Annotated in this window: 22 protein-coding genes, 1 tRNA gene, 1 other RNA gene and 1 CRISPR repeat array; of the genes, 15 read left to right on the top strand and 9 right to left on the bottom strand. The window is 24.1% G+C overall.

The genetic code is table 11. The annotated features are described in order from the left end of the window. Nucleotides 1–8 precede the first annotated feature (8 nt). Both IGS63_RS00620 and IGS63_RS00615 read right to left on the bottom strand, forming a co-directional pair. Complete coding sequence (locus IGS63_RS00620; RefSeq protein ID WP_190615124.1) at nucleotides 9–374, bottom strand: HsmA family protein; 366 nt, start codon at nucleotides 372–374, stop codon at nucleotides 9–11. Nucleotides 375–376: 2 nt separating this feature from the next. Then, entirely contained in the window at nucleotides 377–868 is a 492-nt protein-coding gene (locus IGS63_RS00615; RefSeq protein WP_190615123.1) for a TetR/AcrR family transcriptional regulator, read from the bottom strand. Between the two features lie 116 nt (nucleotides 869–984). Here IGS63_RS00615 and IGS63_RS00610 point away from each other — a divergent pair, with 116 nt between their 5' ends. After that, nucleotides 985–1,989, top strand: a complete 1,005-nt coding sequence (locus IGS63_RS00610; RefSeq protein WP_190615122.1) for a dipeptidase — start codon at nucleotides 985–987, stop codon at nucleotides 1,987–1,989. A gap of 21 nt (nucleotides 1,990–2,010) precedes the next feature. Beyond that, entirely contained in the window at nucleotides 2,011–3,645 is a 1,635-nt protein-coding gene (locus IGS63_RS00605; protein WP_190615121.1) for a sensor domain-containing diguanylate cyclase, read from the top strand. A gap of 18 nt (nucleotides 3,646–3,663) precedes the next feature. Here IGS63_RS00605 and ffs read toward each other — a convergent pair. The 4 genes from ffs to IGS63_RS00585 form a co-directional block, all read right to left on the bottom strand. After that, nucleotides 3,664–3,762: signal recognition particle sRNA small type (gene ffs, locus IGS63_RS00600), an RNA gene on the bottom strand. Between the two features lie 45 nt (nucleotides 3,763–3,807). After that, a complete protein-coding gene (locus IGS63_RS00595) occupies nucleotides 3,808–5,274 on the bottom strand; it encodes a hypothetical protein (RefSeq protein ID WP_190615120.1) in 1,467 nt (488 codons plus the stop codon). Between the two features lie 111 nt (nucleotides 5,275–5,385). Further along, nucleotides 5,386–6,708 (bottom strand): type I glutamate--ammonia ligase, encoded by a 1,323-nt coding sequence (gene glnA / locus IGS63_RS00590; protein ID WP_190615119.1) that lies wholly within the window; start codon nucleotides 6,706–6,708, stop codon nucleotides 5,386–5,388. A gap of 87 nt (nucleotides 6,709–6,795) precedes the next feature. Continuing rightward, nucleotides 6,796–7,734 (bottom strand): asparagine synthetase A, encoded by a 939-nt coding sequence (locus IGS63_RS00585; RefSeq protein WP_190615118.1) that lies wholly within the window; start codon nucleotides 7,732–7,734, stop codon nucleotides 6,796–6,798. Nucleotides 7,735–8,100: 366 nt separating this feature from the next. Here IGS63_RS00585 and IGS63_RS00580 point away from each other — a divergent pair. Further along, nucleotides 8,101–8,175, top strand: a tRNA-Glu gene (locus IGS63_RS00580). Nucleotides 8,176–8,272: 97 nt separating this feature from the next. On the opposite strand, the gene cas2 is transcribed toward IGS63_RS00580, so the two are convergent. From cas2 to IGS63_RS00565, 3 genes are read right to left on the bottom strand one after another with little or no spacing between them, the layout of a single operon-like run. After that, nucleotides 8,273–8,560, bottom strand: coding sequence for a CRISPR-associated endonuclease Cas2 (gene cas2, locus IGS63_RS00575; RefSeq protein WP_190615117.1), 288 nt, complete (start codon nucleotides 8,558–8,560; stop codon nucleotides 8,273–8,275). A 6-nt stretch (nucleotides 8,561–8,566) separates the two neighbouring features. Then, nucleotides 8,567–9,556: a type I-B CRISPR-associated endonuclease Cas1b gene (gene cas1b, locus IGS63_RS00570; protein ID WP_190615116.1), complete on the bottom strand. Its 990-nt coding sequence runs from the start codon at nucleotides 9,554–9,556 to the stop codon at nucleotides 8,567–8,569. Between the two features lie 11 nt (nucleotides 9,557–9,567). Further along, nucleotides 9,568–10,041 carry a CRISPR-associated protein Cas4 gene (locus IGS63_RS00565; RefSeq protein WP_190616065.1) on the bottom strand — a complete coding sequence of 158 codons (474 nt, stop codon included), beginning with the start codon at nucleotides 10,039–10,041 and terminating at the stop codon, nucleotides 9,568–9,570. Nucleotides 10,042–10,255: 214 nt separating this feature from the next. Here IGS63_RS00565 and cas6 point away from each other — a divergent pair, with 214 nt between their 5' ends. The 12 genes from cas6 (at nucleotide 10,256) to IGS63_RS00505 (ending at nucleotide 25,595) form a co-directional block, all read left to right on the top strand. Continuing rightward, entirely contained in the window at nucleotides 10,256–10,984 is a 729-nt protein-coding gene (cas6, locus tag IGS63_RS00560) for a CRISPR-associated endoribonuclease Cas6 (RefSeq protein WP_190615115.1), read from the top strand. 7 nt (nucleotides 10,985–10,991) lie between these two features. Further along, nucleotides 10,992–12,686: a type I-B CRISPR-associated protein Cas8b1/Cst1 gene (gene cas8a1 / locus IGS63_RS00555; protein ID WP_190615114.1), complete on the top strand. Its 1,695-nt coding sequence runs from the start codon at nucleotides 10,992–10,994 to the stop codon at nucleotides 12,684–12,686. Nucleotides 12,687–12,688: 2 nt separating this feature from the next. Further along, nucleotides 12,689–13,573: a type I-B CRISPR-associated protein Cas7/Cst2/DevR gene (gene cas7i, locus IGS63_RS00550; protein ID WP_190615113.1), complete on the top strand. Its 885-nt coding sequence runs from the start codon at nucleotides 12,689–12,691 to the stop codon at nucleotides 13,571–13,573. A gap of 16 nt (nucleotides 13,574–13,589) precedes the next feature. Continuing rightward, nucleotides 13,590–14,354: a type I-B CRISPR-associated protein Cas5b gene (cas5b, locus tag IGS63_RS00545; protein WP_190615112.1), complete on the top strand. Its 765-nt coding sequence runs from the start codon at nucleotides 13,590–13,592 to the stop codon at nucleotides 14,352–14,354. Nucleotides 14,355–14,360: 6 nt separating this feature from the next. Continuing rightward, entirely contained in the window at nucleotides 14,361–16,625 is a 2,265-nt protein-coding gene (gene cas3, locus IGS63_RS00540) for a CRISPR-associated helicase Cas3' (protein WP_190615111.1), read from the top strand. A 179-nt stretch (nucleotides 16,626–16,804) separates the two neighbouring features. Next, a CRISPR array of direct repeats spans nucleotides 16,805–17,626; the repeat unit is 30 nt; unit sequence ATAATAATCAAACCATATTGGAATATAAAT. Between the two features lie 373 nt (nucleotides 17,627–17,999). Then, nucleotides 18,000–18,545, top strand: a complete 546-nt coding sequence (locus IGS63_RS00535) for a 2-oxoacid:acceptor oxidoreductase family protein (RefSeq protein WP_190615110.1) — start codon at nucleotides 18,000–18,002, stop codon at nucleotides 18,543–18,545. Continuing rightward, complete coding sequence (locus IGS63_RS00530) at nucleotides 18,545–18,859, top strand: 4Fe-4S binding protein (RefSeq protein ID WP_190615109.1); 315 nt, start codon at nucleotides 18,545–18,547, stop codon at nucleotides 18,857–18,859. Before IGS63_RS00535 ends, IGS63_RS00530 begins: the two co-directional genes overlap by 1 nt. After that, nucleotides 18,859–20,034, top strand: coding sequence for a transketolase C-terminal domain-containing protein (locus IGS63_RS00525; protein WP_190616064.1), 1,176 nt, complete (start codon nucleotides 18,859–18,861; stop codon nucleotides 20,032–20,034). Before IGS63_RS00530 ends, IGS63_RS00525 begins: the two co-directional genes overlap by 1 nt. A gap of 12 nt (nucleotides 20,035–20,046) precedes the next feature. Further along, on the top strand, nucleotides 20,047–20,952 hold the full coding sequence (locus IGS63_RS00520; RefSeq protein ID WP_190615108.1) for a thiamine pyrophosphate-dependent enzyme: 906 nt from the start codon (nucleotides 20,047–20,049) through the stop codon (nucleotides 20,950–20,952). A 14-nt stretch (nucleotides 20,953–20,966) separates the two neighbouring features. After that, entirely contained in the window at nucleotides 20,967–21,599 is a 633-nt protein-coding gene (locus IGS63_RS00515) for a GntR family transcriptional regulator (protein ID WP_190615107.1), read from the top strand. 102 nt (nucleotides 21,600–21,701) lie between these two features. Then, nucleotides 21,702–23,411, top strand: coding sequence for an AAA family ATPase (locus tag IGS63_RS00510; RefSeq protein ID WP_190615106.1), 1,710 nt, complete (start codon nucleotides 21,702–21,704; stop codon nucleotides 23,409–23,411). A 201-nt stretch (nucleotides 23,412–23,612) separates the two neighbouring features. Continuing rightward, a complete protein-coding gene (locus tag IGS63_RS00505; RefSeq protein WP_190615105.1) occupies nucleotides 23,613–25,595 on the top strand; it encodes an alpha-amylase family glycosyl hydrolase in 1,983 nt (660 codons plus the stop codon). Nucleotides 25,596–25,598: the final 3 nt, after the last annotated feature.

The raw sequence follows: 25,598 nt of genomic DNA, 5'->3' as shown, positions 1-25,598 counted from the left end.
AAATATTATTAATTAGCACTTGCACCAAAAATCATACCACTTAAAAATGGAATTAACCACATAAGCCAAACAAATAAACTAAATTTATGGAAATTTTTTATCCAAGTTTCATTATTTTTTATAAAAACAACACTTCCCCACAATGCATGAATTAACATTAAAAATATTGCAAGTAATCCAGTTATTTTATGAAATGGTTGTGGATGTTCTGAAATCATAGACATTAAAGTTGTTCCTGTAGTATCAAAAAATAGACCAATCCAAAATAAAATTAAGAATTTTTTTGTTAATCTACCTTTTAATTTCTCTCCCCAAACTCCCCAAGAATAAAAAATGAGAGCTAATACTATAGTTATGATTGCTGATAATAACATTTTTATACACCTTCCTTATTTAAAAGTATTTTTTTTAATTTTGAATATTCTATAAAATTCCAAGTTGCAGTTGCCATTAAATTTTGAAGTATGAATTCAGGATTTTTTAGCTTTGTTTTATTAGAAATTAATGTAATTACTTTTTTTATCATAGAAGATCTGATTTGAGGAATATTATTTAATGAATTATTTTTCCAAAAATCTTTATAAGTTTTTTGATAAGTACATAAAACTTCATATAAATCATCTAAAAATTTTTCTTGGTTTAAATATTTTTTTTCATTTAACAAATATATACTTTCTTTCCAATACTGTTCCATTAATTTTATTATTAAAGCATCTTTGTTTTCAAAATAATTATAAATCGTTCCAATTGAAATTCCAGATTCTTTTGCAATTTTTCTAATACTCAAACTATTTATTCCTTCATTATTTATAATAATTTGAGATGTTTTAAATATAATATCAAGTGGTTTTTTAATAATTTTAGGCATAAAATTCCTCCATGGATATTTTTTTGAACAACGTTCAAAAAAAGAATAACATTATTTTGTTAAAAATAAGTTTCTATTTGATAAAAATGTTATAATTTATATGGAGGTGTATTTTTATGAATATAAAAAATAAAGTAAAAGAGATTCAAAAAAATTCCATAATAATAGATGCGCATTTTGATTTATTAATGGATGTTCTTAGAAAAAGAGAAAATGGAAGAATAAATATAATAGAAAGCGATTATTTGAAAAAGTTTAAAAAAGGTGGAATAAATATAATTGTATCTTCAATATTTATAGATAATAAATTCTTACCAGAACAGGGATTAAAGAGAGCTTTATTACAAATAAGCGCTCTTTATCAAGAAATAAAAGAATCAAATAATAAGGTTATATTGTGTAAAAATTATGATGATATAATGAATACAATAAAAAAAGATAAAATAGGAATACTACTTTCTTTTGAAGGTGTAGAACCAATAGGAAATGATTTGAATTTATTAGATATTTTTTATGAACTTGGTGTGAGAATGGCAGGAATTACTTGGAGTAGAAGAAATTATGCTGCAGATGGATGTCATTTTGATAAAAAAGTAGAAGGTAAAAAAGGTGGATTAACAGATTTTGGAGTTGAATTAATAAAAAAAATGGAAAAAATGAATATGATTATTGATGTTAGTCATATAAATGATCAAGGGTTTTGGGATATTATAAATTTTTCAAAAACTCCCATAATTGCATCACATTCAAATGTTAGGACTTTATCTTCTTCTATGAGAAATTTAACAGATGAACAAATAAAGGCTATTGCAGAAAGAGATGGTGTAATAGGAATGAATGGAAACAGTATTTTTATATCAAATTCAAATCCGTCTATTGATACTTTTATAGATCATGTTGATTATATTGTTAATTTGGTTGGTATTGAACATGTTGGAATTGGTTTTGATTTTTGTGATATGTTTAGAAATGAAAATTCAAAAACTTTTGATGTTATAAAAGGTCATGAAGATATAGGAAAGTTTATAGAAAAACTATTAGAACACGGATATAATGATAAAGAAATAAAATTAATACTTGGAAATAATTTTTTGAGAGTATATAAAAATATTTTAAATTAAAATAATATTGGAGTTGATAGTATGAAAAAAACAAACTATTTAAAAAAGGCTAAACCATATATATTGACTGTAATAATTTTGATTTTTTTTAGTTATGTTATTGACAATATTTACTTTGAAAATGAATTAAATGAAATAAAAAAATCCTATATTAGTCAAGCGAATTTTTTTGCGGAATCATTAGTTTCAGGATATTTTCAATGGGATGAAATGTATAATGCAGTATTAAATAATGATGTTGAAGATATAAATAAAATTATAAAGGATTTAAAAAAAACATATAAAAGTGTTTTATTTTTTAAAATAATTGATAAAATTCCACCTAAAAAAAATTATGAAATTACAAGTGATAATAAAGACTTAATTTTTATTTTTAAGATATCAGATGATTTTAAGGATAAATTTATAAAAAATAGAGTAGTTTTAATAAAAGTAAATTCTGAATATATACTCAATAAAATTGATTTAAAGAGAATAAGAATAGCTTTTTCTAATAAAAATTTTGTTTATAATCTAAAATATAAGAGAGTTTTTTCATCTTTTGATATAATAATTTATGTTATGGCTGTTATTTTTACTATTATTATTATTTTGATTTTTCAAGGAAATAATCAAAAAAAGATAATGGAATCTATTAATTTGCAAAAGAGATCTTTAAAAGAAATAAGTGATTTGACAAATTATCTTTTAAAAATAGAAAATGAACCATCATATGATTATTTAATAAAAAAAGGAGTAGAGATAATACCTGGTGCTCAAGCTGGAAGTATTTTAATGAAAGCAGGTGAAGAATATAAGTATGTTTCATGTTTTGGATATAATTTTAAGGAACTTTCTAAGATAACTTTTAAAGCAAATGAATTAATACAAGGAGAAGATATAAAAATAAAAATAATAAAAAAAATTCATTCAGCCAATAAACAAACTCTTAATAAAAAAAATTTTGATATTTTAGATAAAAATGGAAAAACAAAAAAAATAAAATCTACACTTTTTATACCAATAATTATTGAAAATGAAATATTAATTTTTATAAACTTAGATAATTTTGAATCTGAAGATGCTTTTAATCAAAATTCAATAGAAATTGCTAAAATTTTTTCTAATCAATTATCTGCTTTGCTTAGAAGAAAGAAAATCGAAGAATACTTAAAATATGCAGCAAATCATGATACTCTTACCAAGCTTCCAAACAGGAGAATGTTTGAATTAGAATTTGAAAAAATGATTTCATTAGCTAAAAGAGAACAAAAGAAAATTTGTTTACTTTATATGGATTTAAAAAAGTTTAAAAATGCAAATGACAAGTATGGACATAAAGCAGGAGATTTGGTTTTAAAAACTGTAAGTAAAAGATTAAAAAAAATACTTAGAAAAAGTGATTTAATTTCAAGAATTGGTGGGGATGAATTTATTATTTCTTTGTATAATTGTAAGAATTATATAGATTTTGTTGAAAGGGCTATAAAAGAAGTAGAAAAAGATATATTTTTTGAAGATAATAAAATAAATGTTTCAGGAAACTTTGGTATTGCTATTTTTCCAAAAGATGCAAACACGGTAGATAGTTTGATTTTAGAAGGAGATATAGCAATGTATAATGCTAAAAAGAAAGGATTAAAGTATTTTTTAGCATCACAAAATAAATTTATATAGTGTCTTTAAAATAAACAAGGTGGCTGAGCTACCCGCGGCACACGAAAAACACCACTTATGGCTGCTACCTTCCGGTCCTGACCAGGTTCGTAGGTATTCGTTGCGCGGGACCCAACCACTTGTAATTGATCCTAAAACATTATATCACATTTATCAAAAAAATCAATACCTATGGTATCTTCTGCTAGTTACAACTACATTAACTTCATGATTATTTATTGTTTCAATATATTTTTCATCCTTTGGTAGTGCTGGAGGAACAACAATTTTTTCTATCTTCCATTCAATAATTTTTTTTATTACAAAATCACTGTTAACTGGAGAGTCAAATATCAAAGTTCCTTTTTCAAAAGTATCGCCAGCTTCTTCAACTATTTCTTCAAGAACTTTTAAGGCTACTTTCCTGTTTAAAGCATTTTGTACTCCTGAATAAATTTTATTATTTTTTACATATACTATTGTATCAGAACGGTGTAACTTTGCCACTTCAAATCCAATAGTTTCAACATCAGGTAAATCAGCTTCAATTTTTTTATACTCTTGTTTTACAACTAAATCTCCATCTACAAAGTATTCATAATTCATATTTATTTCTTTTTTATTTATTTTAAAAATCATTGGTTTATAACCAAGAAAATGATCAATATTTGGTTCAGAAGAAGTGATTATACCATCTAATTTACTATTTTTTAATTTTTTAACCATTTCAACATCTTCTGTATAAACAATTCCACCTCTTAATTGATCTAACATACCATAAAACTTTTTAATATCCTCATTTGATGGATTTAAATAAGCAAAAACAAAAACTCCTTTTTTAGAAAAAGCCAATAAATTACCTTTAGTCTTTACAGCAACACTATATAATAATTTTACATCTTTTAAAATTCTTAAGGTTGGAGATTTATGTGTGGTTAAATTAATAACATTATCAAACAAGCTTTCGCCATTAACAAATTTTAATAAAGTACCTTCTTGCAATGGATTAGAACCATATCTAAGCATTCCTAAAATTTCAAAAAATTCATGTTCATACTTTTCTGAGGCAAATAATTCTGAAAAAACTTTGTGTATATTAGAATCATATTTTGAACAAGAATAAAAAGCTTTAAGAGATAACTTTCTTCTATTATGAAGTGGAAAATCTCCACATTCTTCAATGCTGTCTATTATAGTGTTGTAATCTTCAGGATCAACAACTGGAATTACATCTCTATAATTTTTTGCAGCAGCTCTTAAAAGTGCAAATCCGCCAATATCTATATTTTCTAAAAGTTCTTTTTCATTTGTTGTATTTCTTGCTACTTCATCAAAAGGATAAAAATTAACAACAACCATATCAACTTTTGGTATATCATATTCGATGATTTCTTTTTCTTGATTTTTATTACCATCAACAGCAAGAACACCACCAAATAATTTTGGATGCAAAGATTTAACTCTTCCATTTAAAATTTCTGGAAATTTTGTATAATCAGACATTTTAGTAACTTTTATACCTTTTTCTTCTAAATAATTTGCTGTTCCACCTGTACTTATTATTTCAACATTATTTTCATATAAAAATCTTGCAAATTTTTCTAAGCCGTTTTTGTTATAAACAGAAATTATTGCTCTTTTTATATTCATATAAAAACCTCCTAATTTTTTTATTTTATTATACCATTTTTATTTTAATTTTTGTTTTCAACATATTTTTAATTAATAAATAAAAAATAGAAATAGCTAAGCTATTTCTATTTATAATATTCCAAGATATTTATTTGTTTCCCAATCAGTAACTGCTGCATCAAAAAGTCTACATTCTTTTTCTTTTATTTCAATAAATTTTTTAAAAATATGTTCTCCTAAAACATCTTTTATAAATTCATCATTTTTTAAGCATTCAAGAGATTCTTTTAATGAACTTGGAAGTTTTTTTATGCCAAGTTCCATCTTTTTATCTTCTTTCATTTTATATATATTTTCAACAACAGGTTCTGGTGGAAGAATTTTTTCTTTAACTCCTTTTAAACCAGAAGCAAAAATAACAGAAAAAAGAAGATAAGGATTGGCTGTTGGATCAGGACTCCTTAATTCAATCCTTGTACCCTTTCCTCGTGAAGCAGGAACTCTAATCAAAGCTGTTCTGTTAGAAGCAGCCCATGCAACATTAATTGGAGCTTCATATCCTGGAACTAATCTTTTATAAGAATTTATAGTAGGATTTGCTATTGCGGTTATAGAGTTTATATGTTCAAATATACCTCCAATAAAGTACTGCAACTCTTGACTCAATTCGTATTTCTTGTTTTTATCATAAAAAATATTTTCGTCATTTTTAAATAAACTCATGTTACAATGCATTCCAGAACCATTTATTCCAAAAAAAGGTTTAGGCATAAAAGTTGCATGCATACCTCTAAGTAAAGAAATTGTTTTAACAACAAGTTTAAATGTTTGTATATTGTCTGCTGTTTCCAAAATTTTATCATATGTAAAATCAATTTCATGTTGTGATGGAGCTACTTCATGATGAGATGCTTCAACATTTAATCCCATTTCTTCAAGTGCTTCAACAATCATTTTTCTAGTTTCTTCTCCATGACCTATTGGAAGTAAATCAAAGTAACCACCTTTATCCATCAACTCGAGTTTTGGATTTCCTTTTTCATCTCTTGGAAGAATAAAAAATTCTGGTTCTGGTCCAGCATATCCAATATACTCTTCATCTCTTAATTTTTTTACTATTCTTTTTAAAACAGACCTAGGATCACCTTCATAAGGTTTGCCATCTGGTTTATAAACATCACAAACAAATCTTCCAACCTTTCCATTTTCCAATGTCCATGGAAGAATTGTGAATGTAGAAAGGTCAGGAATGAGATACATATCTGATTCATCTATTCTTGCCATTCCCTCAATGGAAGAACCATCAAACATAACCTTCCCATCTAAGGCTCTTTCTATTTCATCTGCTGGAATCTCCACATTTTTTAACATACCGTTTATATCGGTAATTTGAAGCCTTATAAATTTTATTTTTTCTTCGACTATTTTTTTTAAAATTTCCTCTCTGGTCATAAAACACCCTCCTTATTCCCCGTAATAAATAAACTATAATCTATTATTGGGTATCATAAGTTAAAATGAAGTTTCTGTTTTTTTAAATTAAATAGAATATCTTCCTGGAGCTTTTGCAAAAAGTCTTGCGTTTTCAACATGATCTAAACCAAGTATATATCTTGTAAATCTTTCAACACCTATACCACAACCAGCGGTTGGTTTTAATATACCTTCTTTTGCTAAACTTAAATATTCTTCAAACATTTTTGATGAAGTTCTCTTTAAATCCATTCTTTTTATTATTTGATCATATTCATGTTCTCTTTCACCACCGGAAATACCTTCTCCAAAACCTTCAGGAAAGATTAAATCAAAATCAAGAAGAACATCTGGATTTTTCATATCTTGTTTATCATAAAATTCTCTTTCAAGTAAAGGCATGTCAATGAGCCAAAATGGTTCTTTTGATTTTTTTGAAAGTATTTTTTCATAATCTTCTCCATAAGTACTTTTAGCTTCTTTTACAGTTATTTTCTTAAAAGGTTTATTCAAAAAATCAAGTGATGGATGATATTTTTCAATTATTTCTGGGTAACTATCTTTTAATGTATTAACAGTATACTTTATAGCTTCTTCCATAATATCCATTATTTCATCACGAGTTGCTCCAAGTTTTTCCATATCGATTTGAACAAATTCAACAAGATGTCTTCCACTGTCATAATTTTCTTCAGTTTCGAGTCTTAAATTTGGAGAAACAGAATAAATTTTTTCATGAACAAGTGTACTTATTTGCTTATGAAGAATCATAGATTTAGTTATAGAATATGTTTTTCCATAATAATTAATATCAGCATTAAAAACTGGATGGTTTAGTGGATCAGTCATTGGTGAAATAATTACAGGTAAAATTTCAATAAAACCTTTTTCATCTAAAACATGCCTTACACTTTTCAAAATTTGACTTTGTATAAAAGTTACATCTTTAAAAAAATTTCCATCAGTATATTTTTTTACTAATTCTAAACTATCTACTTTTTTCATATTGATTCCTCCCTTAATTTTATATCAAAGCCCCAACTTTGATATTTATTTGAAGTAATTTTGGGGATTACTTCAAATACCCGGGTATAAATAAAAAACCGATGCTTATTAAGCATCGGCAATTATATGTCAAAACAGACAGCGTGTCATTGCCGACGCTGTAAATTATTATTATTATTAAATTGTACATTTGATTTAATTTTTGCAATTAATGAAAAATATTTCATATTAACCACCCTTGTTATCGTTAATTAATTTTCTAAATTTTAGCATAAAAAAAATATTTTGTCAAGTAATATTTTTTTAGTAGTAAAAAAATATCTTTACAAAGAATATTTTATATGTTATAATAATAGTTGTAAATATGGCCCCATAGGATAACGGTTAATCCATCGGATTCTCAGTCCGAGAATCGGGGTTCGATTCCCCGTGGGGCTACCAGTCAGCATACATGTATTCATATAACGAACTGCTCTCATAATTGAGAGCAGTTTTTTGATATATTTATGTAGTTTATATATAAACAAAAGTTAAAAGATTAAAAGAAATTAGATGTCTTATCTTCTTTAATTCCCCAAAAATCTTTCATTAGCCATCTAGGATTATTACTTTTAAATATTATTACTGAGTCTAAATCTTTTCTTATATATCTATTTAATTCAGCATGAAGCTTTTCAAGTTGAGCTTTGTCTATTTCTCCTTCAAAAACAGATTTTTGTACATGATTTAAATATTTTTTACATATTTTAAATGAATTATTTAATATTCTTTGACCCTTTTTATTATCTTCTTCTATGTTTATATCATAAATTAATATTACATACAATATTTATCACCACCATATTTTGAATCCTTCATATTTTGTATCTTCTGTTACGTGTTTTTCTAATTTATAACATTCTAATCTAAATAATCTTCTATAAGATACTTTTTTATTAAGTTTTTTGTGTTTTATTGTTTGTTTTAATCTTTCATCAAATTCTTTTAATATAATTTTTTTTGCAGAGTCTTTTAATATTATATGATTAAACTCTTCTATAAAAGATTCATGTGTTATCATATTTTTATTTAATAACGAAAATATCAATCTATCTCCAACAATAGGTTTGAATATTTCTGATATATCTAAACTTAAGCTATATCTTCTTTCACTTGGAGAGTGTAAAAAACTTATAGTAGGATCTAAATGAGTATGATATATTTCGGTGAGAGTTGTAGTATATATTAATGAATTTATAAATGAAATTAATGAATTTATCCAGTTTTTTGGAGGGTGTTTTTCTCTTTTTTTGAAATTTATATTTTGATTTATAAAAAAATCCCATGTAGAATAATATATTTTTCTTATATTACCTTCTATTCCCATCAATTCTTCAATTGAATTTACATTATTAATTTTCTTTCTTAAAAAATCTATTTCTTTTATTTGAAATTCTAGAGTAATACCTTTTCTATTATAATATTTTAAATTTCTGCTTATATTAAAACTTGCTGAATTTATAAATTCTTTTGCAATTAATAATCTTTTGTGAAAGTTTAAATGATTTACAGCTTGCTTTAAGTGAACATCACCAGACAATAAATTTTCTCTTGGATAAAAACTTCCCGAATAATATCCATAGTAATTAAAAAAATGTACAGTTATGTTATTTTGAAATAAAAAATTAGTAAGTTTTGAATTAAAAGATATTTCTCCAAATACATATATTTGATTTACATCTTCTACTGGAATATATTTTGATGTTCGAGTATTTTTTATAATTAATGAATTATCTCTTCGTTTTAATTCTCCGTTAGAAAATAAATAATAAGACCTTTTCATAAAATCACCTCTTATATATAGCAATATTCATAATATGCACATTTTTTACATATTTTGTTATCTTTTATTACATTAGGTATTTTTTTATTATTTATTATTTTATATATTTCATATATTTGTTTTTCAATTATAATATAATCATTTTTATCTAAATTTATTTCTTTTCTTATATATAACTTTGGATATTCTAATATACCTTTTATATCATTTAATCCATATTTTGTTAATATATACAAATAATATTTAATTTGCATAATATTAGCTTCTTCAAATGAATTGCTTTTTTTTATTTCATGTATTGTTTTATTTCTTTTTATATAATCTATGTTTATATTGTCTATAAGATAATTTTTCTTTTGATTGCTATAGGATTCTTCTTCTATTATTTTACCTATTTTTACATTAATGTTTTCATCTTCAAAATTTAAATTATGAGAAAAAAGCCAAAGCTTTCTCTTGCAAATATTAAAGTAATATATATGCATTCCAGACAAATTTTTTATTTTTCGTCACCACCTAAAAAACATTAGATAAATTCAAGTTTTATATTGAAAATATTATATAAATATGGTAATATTAAAATAGGATTTTTAAAATGTTTTATTTATATTAATTTCTGAAAAAAAAATAATCATTTACATTATAATAAAATTATACTATTAATAAAAGAAAAATCAAAATGAAAGTGAGGTGAAAAAAATGAGGTTTAGATTATTTTTTGAATTAGAAAATAAAGAAATGCCTTTAGATTATAGACGGATTTTTATGAGTTTTATAAAAAAGAGTTTTACAGAAAAAGATGTTAGTATTTTAAAAAAATATTATAATGAAAAAGATTCTATACAAAAACATTTTTCTTTTGGTATAAATTTTGGAAAATGTAAATTTGAAAACCAAAAAATTAAGATGGAAAATAATAAATTTTTTATGGTTTTAAGTTCGTTTGATAATGAATTTGCAATTAATTTTTATAATTCTATTTTAAACATGAAAACCCAAAAATTCCCTTTACCTAATTCTAATTCTATGACTTTATTTAATATAAGTTTAGAAAAAGAAAAATGGATAAATAAGAATGAAATATATTTTAAAATCATGAGTCCAGTTATAATAAGAAAACATGAAAAAAAAGATAATAAAGATTTTTATTATACTTTGGACAATAAAGAATCAATTAATATTTTAAAAGAAAATATTAAATATACTTTATTAAAATCAGAATATAATAATTTAGTTAAATATGTAGATAATCTCAAAATAGATATAGTTAATTTTAAGAAGACAATAGTTTTAAATTATTCTGCTAAAATTCCTGTTACGTTAGGTGTGATCAAAGTAAAAGGGAATGAAATGATATTAGATTATTTATATAAATCTGGAATTGGAAGTAAAAGAAGTAATGGATTTGGATTAGTAGAAATTTTATAAAAAGGGGGTGTTAATAATAAGTACTATAAGATTAGAAATGAATGATTGGCTATATAATGCAGGATTAGTTGGACTTTATAATATTTTAAATCATAGTAATGCAAGTTCTTTAAAAAAAAATAATAATGGATTTGAATTTGATATTGAAGAATTAGATAACTTTGAAGAGAAATATTTTGAATATTTTATGGATAAATATCAATATATTTTACCTTATAATAAATTTGAAAGTTTATCAAATTATTTGAATAATTTTGAAGAAAAGTACTTTAAAGAAAATAGTGAATTTATAGGAGATATAAACGATTATATAGGTTTATTGAAGAAAAAACTAACTTCAAATTCTTATTCAAACACGTATCCTTTATTAAAAGATTTAGATATTGATTTTTTTGAAGAAGGAAAAAAATTAAAAAAAATAAAATTTAAAAAAAATGATACAGATGAAGAAAAATTAAAAGTCATAAAAGAAACAGTTGAATCTCTTATTTTAATTAATAGTAAGTTAAAAGAAAAAGTAGTAAAAAAATACTTATGTTCTAAGGACGTAATTTATAATATAATAAATAATTTTTGGAACAATATTAGTATTTTACATAAACAAAATAATAAGAATGATCATTTTCTTCAATTTAAAAATGATTTTGTAGATACAACTTTAAATTATTTAAAAAAAGATATAAGTAAAGCTAAATATAATTGTTGTGTTTGTGATAGAAAAATAACAAAATTATCAAAGCCAGAATCATTTGATTTGGTATGGATTAATAAAATTGGTGTAGATCAAAATAGAAAAAGTTCTCATTTTTGGAATTTTAATAATACTTCTTATATATGTCCTGTATGCAATTTGGTTTATGCATGTGTTCCAGCAGGTTTTAATAATTATTATGGAAAAGGTATATATATAAATAAAAATAATAATTTTAAATCATTAGTTGAAAGTAATAATATTTCTTTTAAAAAAGATGAGGGAATACATTCTTATTTTGATTTAGAAAACTTTACTTATAGAAATATTCTTAATTCTTTAGAAAGCGTAGAAATAAACAAAAAAAGATTAGAATTAGAAAATATACAAATTATAAAATTTGATAAAGAAAATTCTTTAAGACCTTATACTTTTAATATTTTATCTAAATCTATGATTAATGTATTAAAAAAAGAAAAAAAGAGATTAGAATTTATTATAAATAAATATATTAAAGTTTCAAATGATGATTATATTAGTTTATACGATGCTACTATAAATAATTTATATAATAATTCGTTACTATTTAATTTAATAAATGAATCTATGAATATACAGTTTAGAAATGATGGTATTATAAAAGATTTTTTAATTAATCTTATATATATAAATAATACTTTTTTAAATACAAAGGGGGAAAGAGGAATGAACGAAAAGTTAATTACTATGGCTAAGTTTAAAGGTGAAGAATTTAAACAATATTATAAACAAAAAAATTCTGAAAATAAAATAAATGGAATTACTTATAAATTATTAAATTCATTAAAAACTAAAAATAAAAATTTATTTTTAGACACAATAATTAATAGTTATATGTATTTAGGAAAAGAGATTCCAAGTATAATTCTTGAATGTAATAAAAATGTAGAATCATTACAAACTATTGGATATGCTTTTATTTTAGGTATTCAATCAACAAAAAAAGAAAATATTGATAAAGGGGGAAATTAATAATGGATAAAAAAGGATTAACTATATCTTTTATTATAGAAGCTGAAAGTGCTAATTATGGTGAAGGAATTGGCAATGTTTCATCATTAAAAAAATTAACTCGTTCTCAAGGTGAAAGCTATACATATATTTCAAGGCAAGCATTAAGATATAATATTATAAATCAATGTGGTTATGATACTACAAAATTATCTTTAGATAAAGAAGTTATACAATATGCTCCAGATGCTCATATAGATGAATATCCAGAGATAGATTTTTTTGGATATATGAAAACTTTAAAAGGTGAAGATTCTAAAACAAGGTCTGCTGTAGTTAGATTAAGTAATGCTATTGCATTAGAACCATTCTCTTTAGATTTAGATTTTTTATCTAATAAAGGATTATTAGATAGATATAATATGCAAAATGAAAATAAAAAAAAGGGTTCTAATTTAGCTCAAAGTGAAATACATAAATCTTATTATACATATACTATTACTATTGATTTAGATAAAATAGGTATAGATAAAGTAGAAAATATTGAAATAGATAATTCTGAAAAATCAAATAGAGTTTGCAATTTACTAGATACTATAAAATTTTTATATAGAGACATACGTGGAAGAAGAGAAAATTTATCTCCAATACTTGCAATAGGGGGAGTATATAATATAAAAAATCCATTTTTTCATAATAGATTGATTTTAAAAGATGGAAATTTTGATATAGATACAATAAGAAATATTTATACATATGATGAAGAAGTTGAAAATAAAACTAAAGTTGGAGTTATTGAAAGTAAATTTAATAATGGTTATGATATAAAAGAAAAATTAAATGCTAAGAAAATAGGTGAATTTTTTGAAGAAATAAAAAAAGAAGTAAAAGATTATTATATTAAGTAAATAAAAGGAGGTAAAAATGAATAAAAAAGCTATTAGAATAAAAGCTTATCAAAATATGGTTAATTTTAAAAAACCAACAAGCTTTCAATTAAAAGAAACTTATCCTTTACCTCCATATTCAACAATAATAGGTATGGTTCATGTAGCTTGTGGTTATAGTGAATATCATGAAATGCAAATAAGTGTTCAAGGTGATCATCATTCTAAAATAAATGATCTTTGGACTAGATATGAATTTGCTTGTACTTCTTTTGAAAAAGGAAGACATCAATTGAAGGTTCCATACTCAAAATATGATAAAAAATCAAATTCATATAAAGAAAACGAATTAGGAATTACAAAGGGTATATCAACAGCAGAATTACTTGTTGATTTAAATCTTATTATACACATAATTCCAGAAAGCCAAGAAGAAATAGAGTATATTTACAATAAAATAAAATATCCGGACACTTATTTATCATTGGGAAGATGGGAAGATTTGGTACAAATTAATGAAATAAAAATAGTTAATATTGAAAAAAAAGATCTTGAAGAAGATTTTAATTTAGAACATGATGCTTATATTCCTGTAAAAAATTTTGAAATTGGAGATATTAGTACAAATTCAACCAAATATAAAATAAATAAAGATTATAAATTACAAAAAATAAAGAAAAATGTTTTTATAAGAAAATGGAACAAAATAGATGTTTACCATGCGTCTAAAATAAATACAGGTATTTTTGAAGATAGTAATATTTATTTAGATGAAGATAATTATTTTATTTTTAATGCGTAAAAGAAGGTGATTGAATTTTACTATGCAAAAAGTAATCCAAAGGAAACTATTGAAGAGCATACAGAAAAACTATTAGATAATTTAAACTTACTAAAAGAAATATATCCTAACATAAAGAATATTGATTGGGATATTCTTTATGTTATTTGTAAATATCATGATTTAGGAAAGATAAACCCAAAATTTCAAACTAAGATAGGTAATTATATAGAAGATAATTTTAAAGATATGAAAGAAATACCACATAATTTTTTAAGTCCATGTTTCTTACCGAAGAAAAAAATTAAAAAATTATTAGAAAGCAAAAACTATAATGAACAGGAAATAAATAAATATTTAATAATAATTTATCAAAGTATATATTGGCACCATGAAAGAGAAGAACCAGAAAATTTAATTAATTTATTTAAAGATTATAAAGAAGAAATTCAAAATTTAATAAAAGATTATATTTTTGCAATAGATAAAGAGAAGCTGAAATTTAATCCATCAATAGGTCGTTTTGTTTCTAAACCTATTGAAAATCAAATTGAAGATTATGGAGAAGATATATTATATGAATATATTTTACATAAAGGATTATTAAATAAAATAGATTATTCTGCAAGTGCAGGCCTGCCAATTGAAATTTCTCCAGAACCTTTATCAGATTATGTAATTAAATTTTTAAAAAAAGAATATAATTCAAATTTGAATGATTTGCAAGAATATATGAAAGCAAATGAAAATAAAAATATTGTAGTTATAGCTTCTACTGGATATGGAAAAACAGAAGCAGGATTATTATGGATAGGAAAAAATAAAGGTTATTTTACTTTACCTGTAAAAGTATCTATAAATAGTATTTATAGAAGATTGTTAAATAAGATTAAGTTAAAAAAAGAAAAAGTAGGATTGTTACATTCAGATACTTTAAGTGAATTATTAAAAGATGCAAGTTCATATAAATTTGATGAAGATTATTATAATTTGACAAAAAATAAAAGTTTACCACTTACAATAACAACTTTGGATCAAATAATAAAATTTATTTTTAAATATAACGGATATGAGTATGACTTAGCACATTTATCATATTCAAAAATTATTATTGATGAAATTCAAATGTATAATTCTAAAATGTTAGCTTATTTGATAATAGCTTTAAAATATATTGATAAAATTGGAGGTAAATTTAGCATTATAACAGCAACTTTTCCTCCTTTTATATATGATTTAATGAAAAATTATAATATAAACATAGAATTATCTGAAAATATGTTTTTGTCAAATAAGAAAAGACATAAGATTAAAGTATTTAAAGAAGATATTTTAAATTTAAAAATAAATAAAAGCAAAGAAAAAGTATTAATTATTGCAAATACTATAAAAAAATCTCAAGAAATATATGATTTAATAAGTAAAAGTGAAGAGTATTCTGAATATAATATTGAGTTATTGCATAGTAGATTTATAAATAAAGATAGAAAAGAAAAAGAAGATTTAATAATAAAAGTTGGAAATAAACAAAAGAATGGAAAATATATATTTATTTCAACATCTATAGTTGAAGCAAGTTTAGATATTGATTTTGATATTCTTTATACAGAATTATTAGATTTGAATAGTCTTTTTCAAAGAATGGGAAGATGTTACAGAAAAAGAGAATTAAAAGAAGGTTTTAATAATGTGAATATATTTATAGGAAATGAAAAAAATTCTCCTTCTGGTACAAATATAAAAGAATTTATTGATAGAGAAATATTTGAGTATTCAAAAGAAGAAATATTTAAATATGATAATAAGTATATTTCAGAAGAAGATAAACAGAAAATGATAAAAAGCATCTTTAATACTGAGAAATTAAAAGAAACAGAATATTTTAAAAATATAAAAAATTATTTAAATTATTGGAATGAGATTGAAAAAGGAAGTGTTGAAAAAAAGTATATTAATTTAAGAGAAATAGATAATTGTACAATTATTCCAAAAACTATATATAATAAATATAGTGATATAATAGAAGAAAAATATAGCAAAATAACAAATTTAAAGAAAGATTATGAAAATAAAAAAAGGTTTATAGAGATTAATAATTTGATTGAAGATATAAAAAAATATTCAGTTAATATACCATCATATATGATTAAATCAAATAATATAAAATTAAATTTAGTAGAAAATATTGAAATAAATAAATATAAAAAGTTATATATATTAAATTATGACTATAGTAAAGAAAAAGGTATAGGAAAATATTTGGGAAAAGTAGAGGAAGATAATTTTATTTAAAAAATCTGTTGAACTTAACTAAGCAAATAAACACCTGTAATAGACAGATTCTAAAAATAGCTAATACTATAAAAAATGTTCTTATGTAAATTTTATTAATAAATAAAACATTGGATTTTGAATAAATCAACAGATAAGCAAGTTATAATTAAGATATAATATAAATTTTAAAATTACGTATAATAATCAAACCATATTGGAATATAAATTCAGATAAAAAAGCATTAAACAGAGCAATAGAGCAAATAATAATCAAACCATATTGGAATATAAATCTGCTGGGGTATTGTGAAATACATTTGAAGTTCTTCATAATAATCAAACCATATTGGAATATAAATAAATACATTTCTACATGTAAATAGTCTTCATTCATTAATAATAATCAAACCATATTGGAATATAAATATCAACAATATTTCCAGGTAAAACTTGGTCTAATTCATAATAATCAAACCATATTGGAATATAAATGTAGTTATTTTCATAATTGCTGGTTTATCTGCCAAAAATAATAATCAAACCATATTGGAATATAAATTTAAAATTATATAATGATTTAAAAGAAGCTGGATTTATAATAATCAAACCATATTGGAATATAAATAAAATATTTCATATTAAAATAAATGGTGCATCTGAATAATAATCAAACCATATTGGAATATAAATCAATAATTTTAATTCATTGTCATGTAAAGTATCTTTATAATAATCAAACCATATTGGAATATAAATGAGGACAAAAATAATCATTGGATAGACGCTTTAAGAATAATAATCAAACCATATTGGAATATAAATAAAATTTGTTCACTAATTGCAAAACCTTTACTTTTGATAATAATCAAACCATATTGGAATATAAATGTGAAATCGGATTAAATAATAGCCAAATTCTTTTTTATAATAATCAAACCATATTGGAATATAAATAAGTTTCAATATTATTTCCTCCAACGTTTCTATCTATAATAATCAAACCATATTGGAATATAAATTTTTGGAATATAAATTTTCTGTTCGTTAATAGATTTTTTATAGAAAAATTATACAAAAAAGGCATTCTTAGAGTGTCTTTTTATTTTTTATATTTTGTTTTATCAAAATCATAATCGTATACTACTTCTAAAAATATTACTTATCTTCTCTATATATAATCTTGTTCTTTTCAATTAAAATCTTTCTTGCTTTTAATTATATAATTTTTTACTTTAATCACTAAATATTTAATCTTACCGTTTATAATTTCTTTTATTTAAATTTTTTTGGATTATTTATATAAATAAAATTATGATATATTTTAAATATATTAGTGATATATCACATATATATCATATGAAAATAAAAATAATGTATCGGGAGGTAAAGATTATGATTGAAGTAAGGTGGCACGGAAGAGGTGGACAAGGTAGTTTTACTGCTGCAAGACTTTTAGGTTCTGCTGCAGCATTATTTGAAAATAAATACTCTTTATCTTTTCCAAGTTTTGGACCAGAAAGAAGAGGAGCTCCTGTATTGGGTTTTACAAAGATAGATGATACAAAAATTTTTGATAGAAGTGAAGTAAAAGAATCAGATTATGTAATTATTTTAGATGAAACTTTAATTAATAAGGATATTCTTAATGGTATTAAAAAAGGAGCAAAAATTATTATAAATACAAAAGATGCATCTAAATATACAATTTTTAATGATTATGAAGTGTATGCAATTGATGCAACTACAATGGCGTTGAATATATTAAAAAGGCCAATAACTAATACTGCTATGCTTGGAGCACTAATAGGTGCTTCTGAAGTTGTTTCTTTGGAATCTGCAAAAAATGCTATAAAGAGTGAAATGAAAGAGTCTTTAATAGAAAAAAATATAAAAATATTAGAAATTGCTTATAATGAAATAAAAAAGGCGGTGAGATAATGAACTATAAAGAGAATAGGCCAAAAATAATAGAGTTTAAGAATCCAGAACATATAGATGATTTTCCTGTAGGAACAACTGTTCCATCTGGCCAATTGGTTAAAAAAAATTCTGGTTGGAGAACCTTTAAACCAGTAATAAATAAAGATGTTTGCGTTAATTGTTTGAATTGTTATATTTTTTGTCCAGATGGAGTTATTTATAAATCCGAAAATAAAGTTGATGTAGACTATGATTTTTGTAAAGGTTGTGGTGTATGTGCAAATGAATGTAGAGTAAATGCAATAACTATGGTCAAGGAAGGTGAAGAATGATGAAAAAATTTGTTTCAGGAGATGAAGCAGTTGCAATGGGAGTTAGGTTGGCAAGACCACATGTTATATCGGCATACCCTATTACACCTCAAACGATTGTAGTTGAAAGATTATCAGAAATGGTTGAGGATAAATCTTTAAAGGCAGAGTTTTTACATGTTGAATCAGAACATTCTGCAATGGCTGCAGCAATGGGCGTTAGTTCTGTTGGTGCAAGAGCTTTTACTGCTACGTCATCACAAGGATTGTTGTATATGAGTGAAGTTATGCATTATGTTTCTGGTGCAAGGTTTCCAATAGTAATGATGAATGCAAATAGATCAATAGCAGTACCTTGGAGTATATATGGAGATCAAAGGGATTCATTGTCTCAATTAGATTCAGGATGGATTCAAGTTTATGTTGAAGATGCTCAAGAAGCTTTAGATATGATAATTCAAGCATATAAAATAGCAGAAAATAAAGATGTTTTAACTCCAATGATGGTAAATTTAGATGGTTTTGTATTAACTCATACATATGAATTAATAAATCTTCCAAATCAAGAAAAGGTAGATGAATTTTTACCTCCTATAGATAGTATAGTTAAAATGGATATAAATGATCCAAAGAGTTTGTGTTTTTCAACTTCACCAGAACACAATATGGAGTTTAAATATAAACAGCATGTTGCAATGTTGAATGCAAAGAAAGTAATAGAAGAAGTTGATAAAGAGTATGGAGACATGTTTGGAAGATATTATGATGGTTTAATTGAAGAATACAAAACAACAGATGCAGAAGTATTATTGTTGACTGTTGGTAGTATAACAGGAACAGCAAGAGTAGTTATTGATAAGCTAAGAAAAAATGGTCAAAAAGTTGGATTGATTAAATTGAGATACTTAAGACCTTTTCCAGAAGAAGAGTTACAAAAAATATCTTCAAAAGCAAAAGTATTGGGTGTCCTTGAAAAGGACGTGTCTTTTGGTTATGAAGGAACTGTATTTACAAATGTATCTTCTGCTTTATCTAAACTTGAAAATCAACCACAAATATATAATTTTTTAGGTGGAATGGGTGGAAGAGATATATCAAAAGAAGATATAGAAGATATTATTTTAAAATTAATAGATGCTCATAATGGAAAAAAGATAGATAGAGTACAATTTGTAAATTTAAAGGCAAGAGTATAAGGGGGTTAATGTATGAATAATATAAAGCCAGTAAATCCAAGAACAATTACAGATGAAGAATTTTTTTACGGACATTATGCTTGTGCTGGATGTGGAGGTAGTTTAGCAGTTAGACTTGCATTAAAAGTGTTAGGACCTGGTGCTTTTTCAGCATTACCAGCAGGATGTATGTCGGCAGTTGGGTTTATTTATCCTCAAATGGCCTTTAAAAATAATTCTATTATAACTCCATTTGCATCAACTGCTGCTGTTATGTCTGGTATGAATGCTGGACTAAAAGCTTTGGGTGTAAAAGACTATCAAGTAGTTGGATTTGCAGGAGATGGTGGGACTGCAGATATAGGGTTTCAAGCTCTTTCAGGCGCTATTGATAGAAACGATAATGTAATATATATTTGTTATGATAATGAGGCTTATATGAATACTGGTATACAAAAAAGTGGATTGACTCCTTATGGAGCTAAAACTACGACTACACCTGCTGGTGAAAATTTGCCTGGATCTATTAGACCAAAGAAAAACATGTTTGAAATTGTTGCTGCTCATGGTATAGAGTATGCTGCAACAGCAAGTATTGCATATCCACAAGATTTTATAAATAAATTAACTAAAGCAAAAAATATAAATGGAACATCTTATATTCATATTTATGCATCTTGTCCTACTGGATGGGGTATACCAGAAAATAAGTCAATTGAAATTGCAAGAAATGCTGTTGAAACTGGATTATGGTATTTAGCTGAGTATGAAAATGAAGAATTTAAGTTAAATAAAAATCCAAAAGACTTTAAACCAATTGAAGATTATTTATTAAAACAAGGAAGATTCAAACATCTTAAAGAAAAAGATTTAAATAAGATCAAAGAATTAAGAGATAAAAAATGGGAAAAAATGAGAAAAAACTGGATTCTTCCATGAAAGGATGAATTTTATTGAAAAAAAATGACTCTATTTACAAAGAATTAGAAAGAAGAATAATTGAGTTAACTATGAAACCAGGAGAAATAATTAATGAAAAAGAATTAGCACAAGAGTTTGATGTGTCTAGAACTCCTGTTAGAGAAGCTTTATTGAAATTAGCAGAAAAAGAATTAGTAGAAATAATTCCAAGAAAAGGAACGTATGTTTCACAAATAGATATAAAAAAAATAAAAAACACATATGAAATAAAGATGTATTTAGAAGCTTTAGCAGCTTCATTAGCGGCTGAAAGGGCAACTGATGAAGAAGTTGAAGAAATGTTAAAAGTCATAGAAGAGTTGAAAAAATTAAATCCTAAAAAAGATTATAAAAAGTATATTGAATTGGATCAATTATTTCATAAGTTAACAAGAGATGCATCCAGAAACTCAATGCTAATAGAATACTTAGAAAATTTAAATATAATTACAGAAAGATTTTTACAATATATACAGTATGTAGTTTCTGATAGCACTTGGTATATAGAGTCGGTAATCTTAATAGCTCAAGCTATTAAAGATAGAGATTCCAAAAAAGCTTCAAAAGAAGCAGAAGAACATGTTGTTTATTTTTTAAAGGAATTATCTCAAAGATTTTTTATGTAGATTTATAAACAAAATTATATTAAATAAATGTATGGTTTCTTTAGAAACCATACATTTATTTTTTGAAAATCTTTAGTGTATAATAAAATAGAGGTGATCAAAATGAAAAAAGTGCCATATGGACTTCAAAATTTTGAAGATTTAATATTGGAAAATTATTATTATGTAGATAAAACTAAATATATAGAAGTATTAGAAAATATGCCGGAAAAATATATATCATTTTTAAGACCAAGAAAGTTTGGTAAGAGTTTGTGGCTCGACACTATGAGTAAATACTATGATGTTAAGTATTCAGATAAGTTTGATACTATCTTTAAAGACTTGTACATTCAAAAACATCCAACACCTAAAAAGAGTAGTTATCATATTTTAGAGTTTAATTTTTCTGGATTGAATACAGACAGTAAAGAAGAGTTGAAATTTGACTTTAATTCAGAAGTTTATGAAAAATTATCAAGTTTTATTAATAGATATAACTTAAATATAAAATTAAATAATTCTATAAAAGAGCCTTCAACTCTTTTGAGAACATTTATAAATCAGTATAAAGAATTAAACTTAAAAACAAAAATCTACTTATTAATAGACGAATACGACCACTTTGCAAATGAACTTTTGAGTTTTAAACTCGATGAATTCAAAAATATCGTCAGTAAAACAGGATTTGTTAGAAAGTTCTACGAAGTCATAAAAGAAGGAACACGATCAGTTATAGACAGACTATTCATAACAGGAGTAGCGCCAATAACCTTAGATAGTTTAACGAGTGGATTCAACATCTCAAAAAACATGTCAACAACCTTAGAATTAAATGAAATGATGGGATTTACTGAAAGTGAAGTCAAAGATATTCTAAAAGAGTATCAAATAAATGATGATATTTTACAAGACATGAAGTTTAGCTACAATGGATACATGTTTAATGAACGTGCAAGTGAAAAGGTTTACAACAGCGATATGGTCTTATACTTCATCTCTGAATACAACAGAGAAAAAAGAAAACCAAAAGATGTAATAGATATGAACATAGCAAGTGACTATAAAAAGATTCAAAATTTATTTAAACTTGGTGAAATCGTTGGAATAAATACAGAAAAAGATAGTCATGAAGTTGTAAATGAACTTTTGAATGAAATACTATTAAACTCAAAAACAGAAATTGAAGTATTAACTCAAGCTTTTAACATGGAAAGAAAACTCGATATAAAAGATATAAAAACCTTACTCTTTTATTTAGGATTTTTAACCTTTGAAAAAGAAAACTTCTATACATACTTAAAGATACCAAACTATTCAATGAAAAAGTTATATTCAGAGTACTTTGTAGAATCAATAGAAGATAGAGCAAAGAGTTATATAAATACTGAAAAGTTAGAACTTGCAGTAAAAAGGATAGTAATAGATGGAAACATAAACCCATTTGCAAATGAAATAGAAAATGTATTGAAAAAACTATCAGACAGAGACTTTCAAAGCTTTAGTGAAAAGCACATAAAGATGCTATTGTTTAGTTATTTAATCTTAACACCATGGGCATACGTTAAAAGCGAGTATCCAGTAGAAGGTGGATACATAGACTTAGCAATGTTTAAAAGATATGAAGAAGTACCCTACAATGCAATAATAGAATTAAAATACATAAAAAAGAAAGACTATACAGAAAAAGTATATCAAGAAAAGATAAAAGAAGCAGTAAATCAAATAAAGAGGTATGAAAAAACCATAAACAAAGAGTTCAATGGGCCATTAAAAAAAGTAGTGATGGTATTTGTTGGTAGAGAGCTAAAGTATCTTGATGAAGTTGAATGAGTAAAATTTTAAAAATAATAAGAATTTTTTAATTTGTTGAATGATAAAAATGAAGGGAGTTGTACTCTCTTCATTTTTTGATATATTATAAAATTATATTTTGTTAAAATTTATGTATGAAAATAGTATATTTAATATTATACAAAGAAATCGAAGTTTTATGATAAAATTAAAGATGATAATAAAATGGGGGAGGGAAATATGAAAAAATTTTTAACTTTATTCATGATTTTTTTATCAACCTTTATATTTAGTAATAAGGTTGCATTTTTTTATACTAAAGATGCAAGTATGGTTAAAATAATTGGAAATTTTACAAACTTTGAAGAAAAGAACTTTAAAAAAACAACAACGGGAATATGGAAGTATGAAATAGATTTGAAAGTAGGAAAGTATTTTTATAGATATATAGTAGATGGAAAAGAAATACTAGATCCTTTAAATACAAATTACGAAGAATATGATGGAAAATTGTATAATATTAGAAAAGTTGAAGAGATGTATATTCCTCAAAAAGGCGATTCAAAGATAAAAGATATTTACTTTGATGTATCACGAAAGTATATAAATCCTGTAAAATCAGGTGAAATATATTTATCTATTGAGTTTGATAAAAGTGATGTTGAAGATGTTAGTTTAATCTCAAATGCAGATAAAGTAGAAAAAAATTTTTATAGTTTAAAAGATAAAGACAAATATGTTTTTCATATTTTTACAAAATCAGATAAGTTAAAGTATTTATTTTATATAAAAGATGGAGAAAAAATAAAGTTTGGATACAATGATTCTTTTTTTACATTTGATTTTAAACATCCACAAATAAAATACTTTGATGTACCAACTTGGTCAAAAGGAAGAATTTATTATCAGATATTTCCTGAAAGATTTAAAAATGGAGATAAAACAAATGACTATGTTTCAACACAAAATTGGAATGGGCCATATAATAGAAATCAATTATTGTTTGATTTTTTTGGTGGAGATTTGCAGGGAGTTATAGATTCTAAGGAATATTTAAAAGAATTGGGTATAGAAGGAATTTACTTTAATCCTATTTTTGAAGCGGATTCTACGCATAAATATGATACTAAAGATTATTTAAAGATAGATCCACACTTTGGAACAGAAAAAGTCTTTAAAGATTTAATAAATACGTTTAAAAAAGAAAATATAAAAATAATTTTAGATGGTGTTTTTAATCATACTGGATCTGATTTTTTTGCAATGAAAGAAAATTTTGAAAAGCAAAAAAAATCAAATTACTTAGATTGGTACTTTATAAAAAAGTTTCCTATAATAAAATCTGCAGATAATTATGAATGTTGGTGGAACTATTCAGATTTACCAAAATTAAATATAAACAATTCTCAAGTAAGAGGATATTTTGATGAAGTTTTAGGAAAATGGATGTCGTTTGGTATAGATGGATGGAGATTGGATGCAGTTGATCAAATTCAAACATCTTTTTGGTCTAATTTTATTTATCCTGCAATAAAAAATACAAATAAAGATGCTTTAATTGTTGGTGAATATTGGAAAGATGCTTCAGATTATTTTAAAGACCCTTCTTTTGATAGCGTTATGAATTATATCTTTAGGGATTCAGCAATATCATATGCAAATGGAGGGAATGCAAGAAATTTTGTTAATACAACTAATTCTTATTTAAATAAATATCCACCTCAAGTTTTAAATAGTTTATGGAATATGTTGGGATCGCATGATACTGAAAGAATATTTACTATGCTTCATGAAAACTTATGGTCTTTAAAGATAGCAGTTGGATTACAAATGACATTTGTTGGTGCACCTGTAATATATTATGGTGATGAAATAGGAATGACCGGCGGTGACGATCCATTTTGTAGAAAACCTTTTACTTGGGATAAAACTAAATGGAATATGGATATATTTAATTATTATAAAAAATTAATTGAATTTAGAAAAAATCATAAAGCTTTAAGAGAAGGAAGTTATAAAGTTTTAAAAACTAAAATAAGTACAATTGTTTTTGAAAGAGTTTTTAATGAGGATAAGGTTATTATAATAACAAACTCAAAGAAAATAAAAACTAAGATAGATCTTTCATTAGATGGTAAGTACAAAGATATACTTACAGGAAATGAATATACAAAAATTAATTATGCAAATCCACGCAGCATTATGATTTTATACAAGGAGTAGAAA

Source organism: Tepiditoga spiralis (genome assembly GCF_014701195.1).
Lineage (GTDB): Bacteria > Thermotogota > Thermotogae > Petrotogales > Petrotogaceae > Tepiditoga > Tepiditoga spiralis.
Note: the sequence above shows the minus strand (reverse complement) of the source record. Positions and strands in the feature narration are given on the sequence as shown.